Annotated in this window: 15 protein-coding genes; 8 read left to right on the top strand and 7 right to left on the bottom strand. The window is 53.2% G+C overall.

What is annotated here, in order from left to right; genetic code table 11:
• Nucleotide 1: 1 nt before the first annotated feature.
• The 7 genes from JHJ32_RS07775 to JHJ32_RS07750 form a co-directional block, all read right to left on the bottom strand.
• Complete coding sequence (locus JHJ32_RS07775; RefSeq protein WP_233632543.1) at nt 2-733, bottom strand: isoprenylcysteine carboxylmethyltransferase family protein; 732 nt, start codon at nt 731-733, stop codon at nt 2-4.
• Complete coding sequence (gene cmoA, locus JHJ32_RS07770; RefSeq protein WP_200120571.1) at nt 730-1,473, bottom strand: carboxy-S-adenosyl-L-methionine synthase CmoA; 744 nt, start codon at nt 1,471-1,473, stop codon at nt 730-732. Before cmoA ends, JHJ32_RS07775 begins: the two co-directional genes overlap by 4 nt.
• Before the next feature lie 72 nt (nt 1,474-1,545).
• Nucleotides 1,546-2,832, bottom strand: coding sequence for an efflux RND transporter periplasmic adaptor subunit (locus JHJ32_RS07765; RefSeq protein WP_200120570.1), 1,287 nt, complete (start codon nt 2,830-2,832; stop codon nt 1,546-1,548).
• 18 nt (nt 2,833-2,850) lie between these two features.
• The gene (locus JHJ32_RS07760; RefSeq protein WP_200120569.1) at nt 2,851-7,164 is read right to left on the bottom strand and encodes a CusA/CzcA family heavy metal efflux RND transporter; all 4,314 of its coding nucleotides are present in this window, start codon (nt 7,162-7,164) and stop codon (nt 2,851-2,853) included.
• Between the two features lie 134 nt (nt 7,165-7,298).
• Nucleotides 7,299-7,622 carry a DUF6660 family protein gene (locus tag JHJ32_RS23150; RefSeq protein WP_370584487.1) on the bottom strand — a complete coding sequence of 108 codons (324 nt, stop codon included), beginning with the start codon at nt 7,620-7,622 and terminating at the stop codon, nt 7,299-7,301.
• Between the two features lie 157 nt (nt 7,623-7,779).
• Nucleotides 7,780-7,965 (bottom strand): hypothetical protein, encoded by a 186-nt coding sequence (locus JHJ32_RS07755; protein ID WP_200120568.1) that lies wholly within the window; start codon nt 7,963-7,965, stop codon nt 7,780-7,782.
• Nucleotides 7,966-8,088: 123 nt separating this feature from the next.
• Nucleotides 8,089-8,688, bottom strand: a complete 600-nt coding sequence (locus JHJ32_RS07750; RefSeq protein ID WP_200120567.1) for a hypothetical protein — start codon at nt 8,686-8,688, stop codon at nt 8,089-8,091.
• Between the two features lie 797 nt (nt 8,689-9,485).
• Here JHJ32_RS07750 and JHJ32_RS07745 point away from each other — a divergent pair.
• The 8 genes from JHJ32_RS07745 to JHJ32_RS07710 all read left to right on the top strand — a co-directional run bounded on the left by JHJ32_RS07745 (nt 9,486) and on the right by JHJ32_RS07710 (nt 17,003).
• A complete protein-coding gene (locus JHJ32_RS07745; protein ID WP_200120566.1) occupies nt 9,486-10,016 on the top strand; it encodes a restriction endonuclease in 531 nt (176 codons plus the stop codon).
• A gap of 1 nt (nt 10,017) precedes the next feature.
• Nucleotides 10,018-11,400 (top strand): MBL fold metallo-hydrolase RNA specificity domain-containing protein, encoded by a 1,383-nt coding sequence (locus JHJ32_RS07740; protein ID WP_200120565.1) that lies wholly within the window; start codon nt 10,018-10,020, stop codon nt 11,398-11,400.
• Between the two features lie 8 nt (nt 11,401-11,408).
• Nucleotides 11,409-12,920, top strand: coding sequence for a thymidine phosphorylase family protein (locus JHJ32_RS07735; protein WP_200120564.1), 1,512 nt, complete (start codon nt 11,409-11,411; stop codon nt 12,918-12,920).
• Nucleotides 12,917-13,804 (top strand): ribose-phosphate pyrophosphokinase, encoded by an 888-nt coding sequence (locus JHJ32_RS07730; RefSeq protein ID WP_200120563.1) that lies wholly within the window; start codon nt 12,917-12,919, stop codon nt 13,802-13,804. The genes JHJ32_RS07735 and JHJ32_RS07730 overlap by 4 nt, the downstream gene beginning before the upstream one ends.
• Nucleotides 13,805-14,168: 364 nt before the next feature.
• Nucleotides 14,169-14,936: a DNA cytosine methyltransferase gene (locus JHJ32_RS07725; RefSeq protein WP_200120562.1), complete on the top strand. Its 768-nt coding sequence runs from the start codon at nt 14,169-14,171 to the stop codon at nt 14,934-14,936.
• A gap of 123 nt (nt 14,937-15,059) precedes the next feature.
• Nucleotides 15,060-15,209 (top strand): hypothetical protein, encoded by a 150-nt coding sequence (locus JHJ32_RS07720; RefSeq protein WP_200120561.1) that lies wholly within the window; start codon nt 15,060-15,062, stop codon nt 15,207-15,209.
• Between the two features lie 66 nt (nt 15,210-15,275).
• Nucleotides 15,276-15,902, top strand: coding sequence for a hypothetical protein (locus JHJ32_RS07715; protein ID WP_200120560.1), 627 nt, complete (start codon nt 15,276-15,278; stop codon nt 15,900-15,902).
• 78 nt (nt 15,903-15,980) lie between these two features.
• A complete protein-coding gene (locus JHJ32_RS07710) occupies nt 15,981-17,003 on the top strand; it encodes a DNA cytosine methyltransferase (RefSeq protein WP_200120559.1) in 1,023 nt (340 codons plus the stop codon).
• Nucleotide 17,004 lies beyond the last annotated feature (1 nt).

The following is a 17,004-nucleotide window of genomic DNA, read 5'->3' as shown; positions in this document are numbered from 1 at the left end:
ATTAACCGACCTTAGCCTTCCATTTACCCGACTTCTTCATGTATCTGACGACCAGGTAATACACGGAAAACACGGTCAACGCTACTGCGCCTGACGTGAACCGGATCCGATCATCAAATCCTGTGATCGCGGGATACTTGATCAGGATGACCGCCGCCATGCCGCAGAGCCAGATAAACTGGGTGTTGTACTCCTTAACCAGCCACCGCCTCCAGTTGAACGGCATGGAAGCGAATGTTCTGCTGAAACCGCCTAACTTCGGAAACCACCGGCTCACGGTTGACGTGTAAGCCTCGAAACCGCTGCCAAACTTCTTCCGCAGGAAGTCCTCTTCGGCCAGCACGATGCATTGGTATATGAAAAGGAAAAGTGGCACGACGAAAGCCATGAAAACCATGGAATTTGCCAATATGCCCACGCCTGCAAGCATCAGGATATTGCCGAGATACAGCGGGTTTCTGACATGACTGAAAACGCCGTCGGTAACCAGTCCCTCGGCATACACTGTCCTATCCTTTCCACCCCGGATGATATAGACAAGGCCGATGGTCAGACCCCGGATTAGTTGCCCAAAGAGAGTTACCGAAAGCCCAAGAACTAGTGAGATCAATTCATGCCACCGGCCAAAGAACTCCTCGCGGAATAGTTCCGGCGAGGGTAGAAACAGCATGAGATACAGGAAAATAAACACAAAATTCCTATACCTGAAGAATACGTTTCCGAGCCGTTTCATAATTTTCTGGCGATCAGCCCCGTGAAATTGTACCATCGGAAAAACACCTCGACCTCACCGAAACCGGCATTCCTCAGCATCGCGGCGTTCTCGCTCGTCCTGTAGGGGATTAGCACGTTTTCAAGGGCTTCCCTCTTCTGGGATATCTCCAGTTCGCTGTACTTATTCTTGCGTTTGAAGCCATAGTAGAAATCGATGAATTCGCGGTTGAACGACCTCTCCTCGGTAAGCACTTTCTCCACCAATAGGAAAACACCGCCCTTTACCATGCCTTCTTGGATACGGCTCACTATCTCAAGGCGGTTCATCGGACGGATAAACTGCAGGACGAGAACCATGGTGACCACGGAAGCGCGGTCTACCGGGACGTTACACGTCAGGTCCGCAACGGAGAGTTCAACTGGCCTGCGTAGATTGAAACCATCCAGCTTTTCGCGGCATCGGTTGATCATCTCAGCTGATTCATCCACCCCGAAAAAACGGGCTGTATCAGGAACGGTCTTATCCATCATGAGCAGTGTGGTGCCCGTGGAACAGCCCAGGTCATAGACGTGGGTATCCGGCTGCGCATATCTTCCGGCCAGCTCTGCGACCATCCGCTGCATCTCGCCATAAAACGGTACGGAACGGCTGACCATGTCATCAAATACCCCGGCTACCCGGTCATTGAAGGTGAAATCGGGGACGGCCTCCTGATGGTCTTTGAACACGTCATCGCGGCCAATATTACGTTCGGTCATCTATTCAGTTTTTTTAAAAGAAAAAGCTATCATTCAGGGACCGGACAACCCCGGTCCCCTCACGGTTCGTCATCAGTGGCTATGGCCACCGGTGTTACTCATTTTGGCGTTGATGAAAAACGCGCCCTTGGTCACTATTTGTGTCCCGGCCGCCAATTCCGTAACCGGTGTTACGGCCGTATAACCCAGGCTGGATTCCCCTTTGGCCACCTCTATTTTTTCGAAATTCATGCTGCCTTCCTCCTCGGCTCCGTGCTCATGGCCATCTCCTTCACTGTGGCCTCCGCCATCGTCCCCTTCACTGCCATGTTCGTGTCCTTCCTCGGGCTCCTTGTCCGTAACCACGAAGATGTAATACTTGCCGTCTGCCTCCACGATAGCTTCATTCGGCACGGCTGGGGCCTCCGCGTCTTCATGGCTGATCTGGCCATTGATGCCCATCCCATCGATCAGACCGGTCTTGTCGCCTTTGATCGTGCAGTGGACTGGTACGGATTTACCGTCGCCTTCGAATGAGGCTCCGATGCTGAACACCTCCGCATCGTAAGTCCGCCCGGGGTTGTTGGTCAACGAAAAACTTACAACCTGCCCGACCCTGATGGACGGCAGGTCCTTTTCGAATACATTCAGATCCACATGGATATCGGCATTGTTAACGATCTCGGCCACGGGCGAGGAGACATCCACATAGCTGCCTACCTTGGCGAACACATTGCTCACCGTGCCGCCCACCGGGCTTTTTACAGGCAGGGAGGATTGAAGATTACCCTTGTTCAGGGTGGCGGGATCGAGTCCCATCAGGCCGAGTTGCTGCTTCAGCGAGGCCTGCCGGGTCTGCAAGGCATTGAGTTCTGCCTCGGCATTCTGCAGGTTCCGTAGTGCACCTGCATTTCCCGCGTTCAGTTCCTGCTGCCGTTTCTGCTCCTGCGAGGCAAAGGTGATCCGGCTTTCAAGGGTGAGGTATTCCTCCTGTAACTGCACAAATTTCGGGTCAGCGATCCTGGCGATCACCTGCCCTTTTTTGACCGTACTGCCCACCTGTACCAACAGGCGCTGGATGACTCCCCCATAAAGTGAGGTGGCATTGGCCTTGCTGAAATTGGGTACTTCGAGCCTGCCAACCACGGTGATGGAGGCATTGATTTTCCTGCGCTCGATCTCCCCGATCTGTATGCCGACTGCCTTGAGCTGCTCCGCATTGAGCACCGCGATCGTCGCCGCGCCTTCCTCGTGGCCCTCTTCTTCCTGTTCCCCCGATGCGCCATGGCCGTGCCCGTCATCCGCCGAGTGGCCACCGCCGCAGGCAAGAAAAAACAGCGCACCTGCCAATGTTACTCCTGCTAAAATAATCCGTTTCATTATCTTCTTATCTTTATGTTAATTGTTATTCAAATAGTTGTACTCGATGACCGACTGGTTGTACTGGTTCAGTGCATCCAGGTAGCTGTTGCGCGTGGACACGGCCTGGCTGATGAATTGACTGAGTTCGGCAAAGCTGATTTCACCGGCATTGTAGCTCTGGGTTGCCGCGTCGATGATCTCGTCGGCCTGCCTAAGCCCGGCTGTTTCATAAAACTGCAGCAGGGCTTGGTTGCGCCCGATTTCGGACAGTGCATTGCTTCGCAAGGTCTCCAGCTGCTGGGCCTGGTAAGAAAGCTGTGCCTCCGCGGCTTTCATCCCCGCATCGGCTGCGCGTATCCTGTTCCGGTAGGCCCCCGCGCCGAAAATGGGGAAGGCAGCCGTCACCGAAAAGCCCGTGAAGGGATCCTTGGCGCCCCACAGCCGCTGGGAGAAAAACCGGCCCGAAAAGTCGGGCATCATGCCCTGCTTCTGAACCCTGACGTTTGCCGAGGCAATGTTTACATTCTGTTGCTGGAGCGCGATCAGCGGGTGGGCGATTTCGGTGGCATTTGCTGATACCGGTAGTTTTTCCAGCGGTTCGGCCACGGGAAGCAACCACCTGTTGACGTCCAGGAGCATCATGAGCTGCTGCTGCTGTACCTGCATGTCTTTCCTGTTCTGCTCCTTTGTCGCACGGAGCTCCTTCATCCGGGCTTCCGCGGAAATCCGGTCGAGACCGGCTGCATCGCCCGTTTCCACCCGCAGGCGCGTTGCGTCGTACAGCGCAGTATAGATACTGTCGAGACGCCCGTACAGCGCCAGCTTATCCTGCAGGTACCAGAGTTCATAGTAAGCCGCCCGTACATCCCTGGTGATCGCCGCGTTGAGCGCAGCCGTGTTCAGCTCTTGGTATCTGAGCTGCTCGCGGAAATACGCCCGTCGGGCTGCATACAGCCCCGGCCAGGCCAGATCCTGGGATACGCCCACCTTTGGCACACCGACCTGATCGGACGGACGGAAGTCCTCGTTTTCGGCAAAAATGCCCGTCTTGGGAATGTCCGCCGCAGTCCTGACGGTATATCCCGCCTGATCGATCTCCGAGCGGTTCACTGCCAGCCCGCGGTTGTTTTTCAGCGCGGTATCCACTGCTGCCGTGATGCCGATACGTTCCTGGGCGTGCGCCACGCTTCCCAGTCCGAATAGCATAAAGACAGCTATTATCGCTGCGGATGGTTTCAGGCGCATACGTATTTTACTGTTGAATAACATGTAAAGCAAAGGCAATACGAAAAGCGTCAGGAAGGTGGCCGTCACCAGGCCGCCGATGACAACCGTTGCCAGAGGCTTCTGCACCTCGGCTCCCGCACCGGTACTGATCGCCATGGGCAGGAAGCCCAGGCTGGCCACCGTGGCGGTCATCAGCACTGGCCGCAGACGTGTTTTGGTCCCTTCCATCACACGCTGTACGACATCCGTAACCCCTTCCTTGGCCAATTGGTTGAACGTGCCGATTAGGACGATGCCGTTGAGCACCGCAACACCGAATAATGCGATGAAACCTATTCCTGCACTGATGCTGAAAGGCATGTCCCGCAGCACCAGGGCAAATACTCCACCAATCGCGCTCATCGGGATGGCGGTAAAGATCAGTATTGCCTGCTTGAAGGACCCAAACGTGAAGTAGAGCAGCATGAAAATCAGCAGGAGGGATACCGGGACGGCCACCATCAGCCGCCCGCTGGCCTCGCGCAGGTTTTCGAACTGGCCGCCGTAGGTGAAATAGTATCCGGAGGGCAGCCTGATCTGCTGGTCCAGTTTGGCCTGTATCTCTTCCACCACGCTCTCCACGTCCCTGCCCGATACATTGAAGCCGACCACGATGCGTCGCTGGCTCTGCTCCCGGCTGATCTGCGCGGGCCCCAGCTTATAGCTGATCGTAGCTAGTTGCGAAAGCGGGATCTGTGTGCCGGAAGGTGTCGATACCATCAGGTTATTCACGTCGTCAATGTCCGTGCGGTGTGCGCTGTCCAGACGCACCACCAGGTCAAAGCGCCGCTCATCCTCAAAAACCAGACCTGCAGCCTTGCCGGCAAAGGCGGTGCTGAGCACGTCGTTGACCGTTTCCACGTCAAGCCCATAATTGGCCAGGCGTGTCCGGTCATATTCCACATTGATCTGCGGCAATCCGCCGACCCGCTCAACCAGGGGCGCCGTTGCCCCATTGACGCTTTGGATGACCCGGCTGACCTCATTGGCATAGGAAACGAGCGTATCCAGGTTCTCACCGAATATCTTGACGGCCACATCCTGCCGGATGCCCGTCATCAGTTCATTGAACCGCATCTGGATGGGCTGGTTCTTTTCAAAGAATACGCCAGGTATCACTTCCAGCGCCTCCATCATCGCATCACCGAGTTCATTGTATGACCGTTCCGTTTTCCACTCGTCCATGGGCTTCAGGATAATCATCATATCGGTCGCCTCGGGAGGCATGGGGTCGGTCGGCACCTCGGCGGCACCGGTCTTGCCGACCACCATCTTCACCTCGTCAAACGATTTCAGTATCCTGGATGCCTGCATGGAGGTTTCGATGCTCTGCTCCAGGGAGCTTCCCTGCGGCAGGATGCAGTGGAAGGCAAAATCACCTTCCTGCAACTGCGGGATGAATTCGCCGCCCATGCCACGGAATACCCACAGGCTGATGGCAAACAGACCCACTGTGGCGGTGATTACGATGTATTTTACGCGGATAGCTTTCTGCAGCAGCGGCTGGTATTTACGTTGCAGCCATGCCATCATCCGATCGGAAAACGTTTCCTTGTGCACCCCCTTTTTGGAAAGGAACAGGGCCGACATCATCGGAATGTAGGTCATCGACAGGATAAGCGCCCCGAAGATGGCAAAACTCACGGTCTGGGCCATCGGGGTGAACATCTTGCCCTCCACGCCAACCAGCGTTAGGATGGGGATATAAACGATCAGGATGATGATTTCCCCGAACGCCGCGCTGGTACGGATCTTGGAAGCTGAGACATGGACCTCCTCATCCATCTCCGCCTGCGTGAGCCTTGCGGTTGATTTGCGCAGGCCCAGGTGGTGAAGCGTCGCCTCCACGACGATGACCGCTCCGTCCACGATCAGACCGAAGTCAATCGCCCCGAGGCTCATCAGGTTGGCGCTTACCCCAAATACCCGCATCATGCCCAGTGCGAAGAGCATGGACAGCGGAATGGCGGATGCCACGATCAGCCCCGCCCGCAGGTTGCCCAGGAAGAGCACCAATACGAAGATCACGATCAGCGCGCCTTCGACCAGGTTCTTTTCCACCGTACTGATGGCCCTGCTCACCAGTTCGGTTCGGTCCAGATAGGGTTCGATCACTACATCATCGGGCAGGGACTTTTGGATGACCGGGATTTTCTCCTTCACCCGCTTGACCACCTCGTTGCTATTCTCGCCCTTGAGCATCATCACCACGCCGCCCACGGCATCTACTTCGCCGTTGTAAGTCAATGCACCGTAGCGCACGGCACTGCCGAAGCGCACCTCGGCCACGTCCCGGACGAATACGGGAACGCTCCCCGGGATATTCTTTACCGCAATTTTTTTGACATCATCCAGCGAGGTCACCAGGCCGATGCCGCGGATGAAATAGGCATTGGGCTTTTTGTCAATATATGCCCCGCCCGTATTCTGGTTATTCGCCTCCAGGGCATTGAATATATCGGTAACCGATACGCCCATCGCCCGCAGGCGGTTGGGATTGATTGCCACCTCATACTGTTTGAGTTCGCCGCCGAAGCTGTTGATCTCTGCAACGCCGGGCGTGCCGCTGAGCTGCCTACGCACGATCCAGTCCTGCATAGTACGCAGGTCCTTGGCATCGTACTTACCTTCGCTGCCGGGTTTCGGGTGGAGGATATACTGGTAGACTTCACCGAGGCCGGTACTTACCGGCGCCATTTCCGGTGAACCCACGCCATCGGGTATCTGTTCGGCTGCCTCCTGCAGCCGTTCGTTGATAAGCTGCCGGGCGAAATAGATGTCCACATCTTCCTCGAATATGGCCGTGATTACGGAAAGCCCGAAACGGGAAATGCTCCGCGTCTCCTCGATTCCCGGCACATTGGCAATCGCGAGCTCGATGGGAAATGTCACCAGCTGCTCCACTTCCTGACCCGCCAGCGTCGGGCTCGCCGTAATGATCTGTACTTGGTTGTTGGTGATGTCCGGCACCGCGTCGATGGGTAGTTTCGACGCACTCCAGACGCCCCATATAATAAGTAATAGGGTCATCAGGCCAATGATGGCCTTGTTCTTTATGCTGAATTTTATGATTGAATCTAACACGTTCGTCTTGATTAATGCAAACCAATAATCTGTTCGTTCTCCGCATACAGCGGGAAAATACCGGTCACGGAAAATTAACCTGTACCTGCATGGAATTGCAGGCCAGGATTTCCCCGGATCCGGGAAATCAGTTGTTAAGCATTAATCTTGGGCGGCTGCCAGATGTTATTTATGAATGAGGGAGTAAAGGTGAAGCGGTAGAGGGGATACTGCCGCTCGGGAAGCGGGGCTGGAATGACCATGCCGTAACACATTGAAAACTTGATAACAACAGGCGTGCTGCAACAGCCGCATGCACAGAAAGGGCTGCAGAGATCTCCGGCCGCACGCCGGTTTTCATGTGAATGGGTTTGATGCGTTTCCCGGATTAGGGATGTACCGGCTGCATACGAGTCGGTGCAGGGCAACATGCTAAGTGCCAGCAATACCATACCTAATATGACCCGTATCGTTTTCACAACGCTGCAAAAGTAGTGAAACTATTTAAAAATGGATAAAGAAACCAAAAAAAAATGCCCATCGGGATCAACTTTGCAACCGGATTGCAAAGTGTCCGGATCACGAAACATGGAAAGCCGTTTCGTTCCATTGGCAAAAAACGGCTTTCCAGGGGAATTAATGGTCATGGCCGTCGTGGGCTCCGGCTGAGTCTGTCCCGTGGGCCGTGTCATTCTCATGACTCTGCGCTTCGGGATGGTCGTGGCCTTCGTGGTCGTGGCTTTCGTTGCCACCATTGTTTCCGCAGGAGGCCAATAGGAATGCTGCTGCAATAAGGGAGAGATACTTAACTTTCATTTTCATGGCTATTGAGATTATAAAGTGGAAAAACGGATCGTCGTAAACGACCGCCCGCAAAGATAGGAAAATATACCGTTCCACAAGGGTCCGGTTTCCCTCGAAGTCCGTGGGGTGCCCGGCATCAGGTCATTTTTTCGACAAGGTTTTCGGTTCCAGCGGATCGGAGACTTTCCTTCGGTCGTTTCCGATAAGTCTAGCTATGCCCCACCATGCCAAAGGTGCCAACACAACTACGCTAAACATTCCAGGGAAATAGCCGTAGGGTTCTTGCGTAAGAAACGGGAATACAAAATGTGCGAGTTCTGCTACGCCCATAGATACGAAAAGCGTCCATGCCGAGTAATATCCTAGTTCCTGTCCGCGTTTAATCAGGCTGGGTACGGCCAGCCAGGCACCAATGGGAAGCACCGCTAATCCCACGATGAGCCCGGCACTGAGGCCGGGAACCGTTCCCCCCGTTATTTTTTCCGAAACTACCTCGAAAAATGCCATCCGGTTCTCTTCCACTTTATGAAGCAAAAGGAAGGCAATGAGTGTGAGCCAATACGGAACTTTGAGCGAAGCCCACGAAGCATTGGATGGGAACAGGACCCAGAGGATAAAACCACCGAGATACCCGACCAGAAAAACAACGGCGTATAGCAGCCCCAGGAAATGATAACCGAAGGCCGGAATCAAAAGCGAAAAGAGAAGCGCTATCAAGATGTTCACCGGGTTTTTCTGCATAGCCTTAATAAAGATATCAGTGATTTAAAGGTACTAAAAATTATTCATCTGCGACAAGTTTTCTGTCATTGTCTTATGCACGATAAGCCTCGGTCTTGGGTACAATACCGGGGAATATTTTGGATTCCTGGGAATAATTAACCTATATTTGCCTAAATAACGAATGAATATGTAAATGAAATACATAACCGTCGTAGCCCTTGTTTTCCTTTATCTGCTAACCGCTGCTGGGCTGAAGATTTCGGATCCTTCCTGCCACGGAGAGATAACGTCGGGTTCGTTTTATCCGCTCGGTATTGGTAAAAAGTGCCATAGCGATAGTTGGATCTGTGGGGCTTGCTGCCAAGAACGGACATCCCCTTTTACACTATCCGGGAAAACACAGAATGTCCAGCAGGTCTCCTCCCATGCTGGAAGCCAAACAACCTTTCCACCACCAGTTCGGACATACTCTGTGCCGGATCGCGTGACTTCGTATTTTGATGCCGGGTACAATAGATATGCCCTTTCGCCGGACGGTAGCAGGCACCGACTCTTTATCCGGTACTGCGTATTCCGGATTTGATTCTTTTCCTTCCACGTCAGTGCTACCGTTACGCGAATCGCGCCGGTTTTAGCCGATAATCGGCTTATGGCTGGCGTAAAGCTAAAGCATGATCAGGTAGCCAGGGGTACCCTCGCGGCTTCTGAAACAAGCCAAACTTCATTTTTGAGGATCTTAAAGGTAAATAGTCAACTGAGTAAAAAGAGCGATTTTTGTCGAAGTCCTGTTTTTGGGGATTCATACAGTTACTGCTATGAAGATAAAGTGCGAAGAAAGGTATGTCACCAAAGCTTCCGGTCTGAAGGTGCGGTTTGACGGAGAGAAGTTCAGGCGCTCCCTGCTTCGGGCGGGAGCAGACCCTGTTCAGGCAGCGGAAATCCTGTTTGAAATCTCCAGTATGCTAACTGACGAAATGTCCACGAAGAAAATCTACAGGATGGCCTTCCGCCTTCTGCGGGGCTTTTCCAGGCCCACAGCCGCCCGTTACAAATTAAAGAGAGGGATTCTCCACCTAGGGTCGTCTGGGTTTGCCTTTGAACGTTTTTCTGCGGAAATACTGGAGCAAAGCGGATACAGGATACAGGTGGGCGTCATTGTATCCGGACGCTGTGTAAGCCATGAACTGGATATCATTGCCGAGAAAGGCGACCAACATTTCATGGTCGAATGCAAATTCCACAACACGCAGGGACGTGTGAGGGTAGGCCCGTCCCGCCTAAAGGAGGTGATGGCTGAATCTTTCGAGCTATGCAAGCCATCCAGTGCATCGAATAATCAAAAATAATATGAACAGACCCACCACTTCGATACAAATCCGATTTTTGGGCGCTGCTGGCACGGTTACTGGCTCCAAGCACCTCATTTCCGCTTTCGGTAGGAACATTCTGGTGGATTGTGGCTTGTTTCAAGGGCTGAAGGAGCTGCGCCTACTCAATTGGCAACCCCTGTCCTTTCCCCCTGGAAAGATAGACGCAGTATTGCTGACCCATGGGCATTTGGACCACACGGGATATCTTCCCCGTCTGGTGAAAGAGGGATTCTCGGGAGACATCATCGGGACTTCGCCCACCCTGCAGGTCGCTGAGATCATTTTAAGAGACAGCGCAAAGATTCAGGAGGAGGATGCCCAAAGGGCCAATAAATACAATTATTCCAAGCATAGTCCGGCCCTTCCGCTGTACCGGTTACAGGATGCCGAGCGGACAATCCCACTGTTCCGGACTGCTCCACTGGACGAATGGATCCACCTTTATGAGCATATCCGTTACCGGTTCCGCTACAACGGCCATATCATAGGAGCAACGTTCATCGAGCTGGAAATAGGTGGAAAAATCCTGGTGTTCTCCGGTGATGTGGGAAGGCCTCACGATGCTTTGCTTTACCCGCCGGGAAAACCGGAAAAAGCGGATGTGCTTTTCATCGAAGCCACCTACGGCGACCGGCTCCATCCGAAGCAGCTGGCACTGGACCTGCTTGCAGATGCCGTCAACGAAGCAGCGGCCGACAATGGTACAATCCTTATACCGAGTTTTGCCGTGGAGCGCACCCAATTGCTGATGTACCTGCTTTGGAAGCTGAAGCAAGGCCGGAGGATACCCAATATCCCAGTTTATATGGACAGCCCGATGGGAAGACACGTACTGGATGTGTTCCAGCGGAACACGGGGTGGCACAAACTTCCGATGGATGAATGCGAACGGATGTGCCGGGCCATCGAATTGGTCAAAACGTTGGAAGAGACCTACGCAGTTGCGAAGAAGAGGCATCCAAAAATCATCATTGCAGGGAGTGGCATGGCTGGTGGCGGCAGGATGCTGGTGTACTTCGCCGAATACCTAGGCAAAAGCGATGCAACCATTCTGCTCGCTGGGTACCAAGCTGAGGGTACACGCGGCAGGGCACTCCTCGACGGCGCAACGCAGCTGAAGCTTTATGGTAAATATTTCCGGGTGAGGGCACAGGTAAGGAGTATCGGGGGCTTATCCGGCCATGCCGACCAACGCGAACTGATTGGCTGGCTGGATGACCTGAAACAGCCTCCTGGAAAGATCTTCATCGTCCATGCCGAGACGCGGGCGGCGGCGGCGCTCCAGGCCGAAATTAAAAACACCTATGGATGGAAATCCAAAATTCCAAGACTGAATGAACACGTCAGCATAAATTTATGAATAAGGAAATGGAAAATCTTCACGCACACAATACATTGAGATCAAAATACCTGGGCATAGACACTTATCGGGAAAATATTGTTTACCTGCGGGCCGATAGCCCAGTGTGCCGGTGCGAAGGCTTCACAGCGCTTACACGCATTGTAGTCCACCATGGCGAAAGTAGCATTGTCGCGACGCTCAATGTGGTCCATTCGGAGCTGCTGGATACCGACGAAGCCGGGTTGTCCATGGAAGCGATGAAAAGGCTGTCAGTGGGGGATAGTGATCCCGTTACGGTTTCCCATCTTGAACCGATCGGTTCCCTGAGCCATATACGGGCAAAAATGCACCGTTACACACTCACTGAACAGCAACTCTGTGAAATCATAGAGGATATTGTAGCTGGTAAATACTCGAATGTTGAACTGGCTGCTTTCCTTTCTGTTTCTTCGGGCAACAACCTGACCACCGACGAAATAGTCGGACTGACTAAAGCCATGGTGGCCACCGGACAGGAGATCCGATGGAGGGCACCCATGGTAATGGATAAGCATTGCATCGGTGGCCTGCCGGGAAACCGGACGACCCCCATCGTGATCAGTATCATTGCTGCAGCCGGCCTGACCATCCCCAAGACATCATCCCGCTCCATCACATCCCCGGCGGGGACAGCGGACACAATGGAGGTAATGACCAACGTGGAGCTGGATATCGAGCGAATGAAGGAGGTGGTCAGCCGGGAGAATGCCTGTCTGGTGTGGGGCGGAGCGGTGAGCCTAAGTCCGGCGGACGATGTCCTCATTACAGTATCCAAAGCACTGGACATTGACAGCGAGGGCCAAATGATCGCCTCCGTACTCTCGAAAAAGAAAGCGGCGGGCGCTACCCATGTAGTCATTGACATCCCGGTGGGAAGGACAGCAAAGGTACGGGACAGGGAACACGCTCGCAGCCTGATCTCAAAATTTGAAAAAGTAGGACATGAAATAGATATCATTGTGAAATGCCTGATCACCGATGGTTCCCAGCCGGTGGGCAGGGGAATAGGCCCCGCACTGGAAGCGATGGACGTTCTGGGTGTGCTGAGGAATGAAGGCGGCGCGCCGACCGATCTGAAAAACAGGGCGTTGCTGATCGCTGGGGTTTTGCTGGAACTGTCGGGAAAGGTGGAGAAAGGAAGTGGTGCGAATACTGCTGCCGGGCTGCTGGAAGATGGCAGCGCCTATTCCAAATTCATGGCCATATGTGAGGCCCAAGGCCGATTCATGGAACCGGGTTTTGCCGCGTTTCGCCGGGACGTCATTGCACTGAAAAGCGGGACGGTGATCAGCATAGACTGCCGGAGGCTGGCCAAGCTTGCCAAATTGGCCGGGGCACCTACGTCTCCGAATGCCGGGATCCTGTTTGTCTCCCCGCTGGGCCGTAAGATTACCGGAGGCGACGTATTGTTCACCGTCTATGCAGAATCACAGGGTGAACTGGAATACGCCCTTCATTATTACTATAAGAATCAAAGCAACCTGATCCAGATCTTATGAAAAAGCAAGAGATAATAATTTTTGCATTGCCTGGAAATGAACCTCTGGCCGATGCAATGGCTTTACGCTATCACGCCAGAAGGGGTGAACTCTTAATCCGGAATTTTCCGGATGGGGAAACTTACATCCGTATCCTTTCGGATGTCAGGGACAAAAAGGTGGTCCTGGTCTGTTCCCTCGACCGTCCGGATGCAAAGCTGCTGCCACTTTATTTCCTGTCGCGAACCGCCCGGGAACTCGGAGCCAGCAGTACCAGCCTTGTGGCACCCTATCTGGCTTACATGCGGCAAGACAAGCGATTCCGTGAGGGAGAGGGCATTACGTCGGAGTATTTTGCCTCACTTATCTCTGGCTTCGCCGAGACGATCACGACGGTGGATCCGCACCTGCACCGGTATGGTTCCTTGTCGGAGATCTATACGATTTCTGCCAACGTAGTCAGTGCAGCCGGTCATATCTCCACCTGGATCAAAAGCCATGTCGACAACCCGATTCTGGTGGGTCCCGACAGCGAGAGCGAACAATGGGTTTCCGAAGTGGCAAACAATGCGGAGGCACCTTTCACGATTTTGGAGAAGACACGGCACGGGGACAGAGACGTGGAGGTTTCTTTACCCCGGATGGAACCATTCACGGACCGGACGCCGGTTCTCGTGGATGATATTATCTCCACGGCAAGGACAATGATCGAAACGGTCGGCCATCTGAAAAATGCGGGGCTACGCGCGCCCGTCTGCATCGGCGTCCACGCCATCTTCGCAGGCAACGCTTATAGTGACCTGCTGGATGCCGGAGCGGGACGAGTCATCACATGCAATACCATTCCCCATGTGAGCAATACCATAGACATCAGCGGGCTGTTCCGAAAGGTTTTCAAAGAATAACCTATCTTTATATAAGCAGCGCCATATTTCTAACCTTGGTCCAAAATTATTGGGGAAACAGGGTTTGCTCAATGATTTCTCAACCTCAGTCGTTAGTAACTTTCCGGAAAGCATTGATGATGGGCGATCTTCAGGACGTCGAAGGTCTGCCAAACCTTTCACTGGTATGGAAACCAAGCCGGGCGAGTTCCTTTTATCGAAGGTGCAGAGTAAGTCGAACCATGAGGAATTCATCGCTTTTCCATTTACATATCCCATAATTTTTTAACACCTACTGGCAAAGTATGACTTCCATGACCCGCTAGCACCGAGCTTTGTATAACTGGATGGCAGCATGTTGCCCAGTCGGTGAATGGAGGGGGAAATGAGGAAAGTGCGACACGGGAGTCTGTTCAGCGGTATCGGCGGATTCGATCTTGCGGCCGAGTGGTGTGGTTGGGAGAATGTTTTTCATTGTGAAAACGACGGATTCTGTAACAGCATCCTGAATTATTACTGGCCAGAGACGGTCTGTATTGAAAACATTATCGGTTATGACTGGGAGAAATGGAGGACAAAAGTCGATGTGCTATCGGGGGGATGGCCCTGCCAGCGGTACTCGGTGGCAGGAAAGAGAACGGGAAACGAACCACTCAAGGATCAGTTGCTTGAGGCAATACGCAACATCCGTCCGGCATGGTGCGTGCTTGAGAACGTTTACGGCTTCATTAGTAAGCCGTTTGCCCATGAACACCGCCTACTCTGTGAGCAACTGGAGGGCATGGGATACGAAGTCCAGACGTTTGATATTGACGCTGCGAGTTGCGGTTTACCAACGGTGGAACGGCACGTCTGGATTGTTGCCACGTCCTGTGGCAAGCGACTCACATGGAACGGCGAGGAAGCGGTTCCGGACCTCTCAGGAACATCGGAGCCATTTCAGAGAGGTTATCAGGGAGCATTTGACCGATGGGAATTACCCGAATCCCGGGTTTGCGAACTGGGTGAAGGGGTTCCCGATGAATTGGACATTACTTCCATTCCGAAAAAACGCTGGCATAGCCAGAGCCTCCATGCCTACGGTAATGCAATTCCGCCGCAGGTTGCCTATTTCATCTTCCGGGAAATCCAATCTGTGATGCGGTCGCCATAGTCCATCTTCATCATTCAAAAAAAATTAGTACCTACCAGCAAAGTATCAATTTGGTAATTGCTTCATTTTGATTTTTGCCCCTGACCATCCCATGGAAGAGTGGGCTGGCGAAATCCGGAAAGTATGAAGACAGAACCCGAAACAATTAGTAGTATCCCGCATTTGCGCGTGTCCGGATTCGGCCGCCGCACAGGTAAGGTGCGGGCATCCGATAACCGGAGAGATGGCGGCCAATATCCGCTATCTGTATACGACGGTAAGACGCCGCTGTAAAGATACAAGACCGATCACGCGAGTAGGAACGGACCTATAGGAGTAAACACAAAAAAACAAACGACGATGGAAATTGAACTGAGAAGAATCAGCCACCATCCAAGGGTGAGCATGGAGGCGTTCGCCGCAAATCTGTTCATCAACGGTACCAAGGCAGCAACCGTTTCCAATAATGGCCTTGGAACCCAATATTATCCGGTTGATAAAAACGGTGAAAAATTGGTGACGGAGGCGGAACAATACGTGAAAAAATTGCCCGGTGAGCAGAAATTGGTAGATGGCAGGCAACAAGTTGTTGAAAACACGCTTGGCGGCCACATTGACAAATTGTTTGCAGCGTATTTGGCCGGGATCGAAAGGAAGAAATTTGACAAAAAGGTCGATGTGCTCGCCAAGCGCAATATAGTCATCGGCGAGCCGGGCAAATACATGCGCACGATCCAGACAGGTACGCCCATCGAAATGCTATTGACAGGCGCAGGTAGGGAAGTGCTTACGAAACTGCTTTCCGAGCGGGCAATCCCAAGCCTGTCGGAAAACGAAGCGATATTGAACAAAAATATACCTGCGGATATTCTAAAGAATGCCGGGCTTACCGATGGTCAAATGGAGCAGTCGGAATATAAGAAAAATGAAATCGGTGCGAAAAAGGAGGAAACCCAAAAAACCAAGGGTAAAAATGCCAGGATGTAGTCCACATCACAAATAATATAAAGGACAGGCTTTCAACGCATAATAAATGCCATGATCCCTTAACCAAAAGGGATAATCATGGCAAATTTAAGGCATGGCAGCCTGTTCAGTGGAATCGGTGGATTCGATCTGGCTGCCTCATGGTGCGGATGGGACAACGTGTTCCACTGCGAAACGAATGTGTTCTGCCGTAAGGTTCTGAACCATCATTTTCCAAACTCAAGGGCTTATGAAAACATCAAGGACGCGGATTTCGGGAGATATCGAGGAGGGATTGACGTCCTGTCCGGCGGATTCCCCTGCCAACCATTCTCCGTTGCCGGAAAGCGGCTCGGTACAGCGGATGACCGCCACCTGTGGCCCTTCATGCTTGGAGCAATTCGACAGATCAGGCCCCGTTGGATCGTGGGCGAAAACGTTCGCGGGCTTATTAGTTGGAATGGAGGGATGGTCTTCGAGGAGGTGTGCACTGAGCTGGAAGCTGCGGGTTACGAAGTACTGCCGCTCGTACTTCCTGCTGCAGGCGTCGACGCCCCGCACAGGCGCGAAAGGGTCTGGGTCGTCGCGCATGCGGGTGAGGCCGGACAGTGGTCAGTCAACCGTGGGAGGACTGCTTCCGACCCCGACCACCGGAAGCAACAGGAACAGCAGGAACGCGGTGCAGAAAATAGGGAATGCCCATCAGCGACATGGCGTAGCGATCGGCCTCGCCCAGCTGGCGGAGATAGCGGACGGCATCCTGCCGAAAGAGTTCGACAACTGGACGCAGGTGCCGGTATATTACAAAACATTGCTTCCGACTCCCCACGCGGGCCTGCACAAGACCAGCGGCATGAAAGAAGCATCGTGGCACAAACGGATTGCAGCGGGGAGACAAGAAGACCTGAACATGCGCCTTTTCAGGATTACTGGAAAAACTGGCCGGCTCAACCCGCACTTTGTGCTGGAGATGATGGGCTTCCCAATGGAATGGCTGACGTCACCGTTCCGGTCTGGTACAGGGAAAGTATCCATGCCTGTGGGAATGCGATAGTTCCGCAGGTTGCCCACCGGATTTTCAGGTCCATCCAGGCATACGAAACGATTATAAAGAAGCAATAGC

It is taken from the genome of Parapedobacter sp. ISTM3 (genome assembly GCF_016533505.1).
Lineage (GTDB): Bacteria > Bacteroidota > Bacteroidia > Sphingobacteriales > Sphingobacteriaceae > Parapedobacter > Parapedobacter luteus.
The sequence above is the reverse complement of the archived record's forward strand: the minus strand, read 5'-3'. Positions and strand labels throughout refer to the sequence as shown.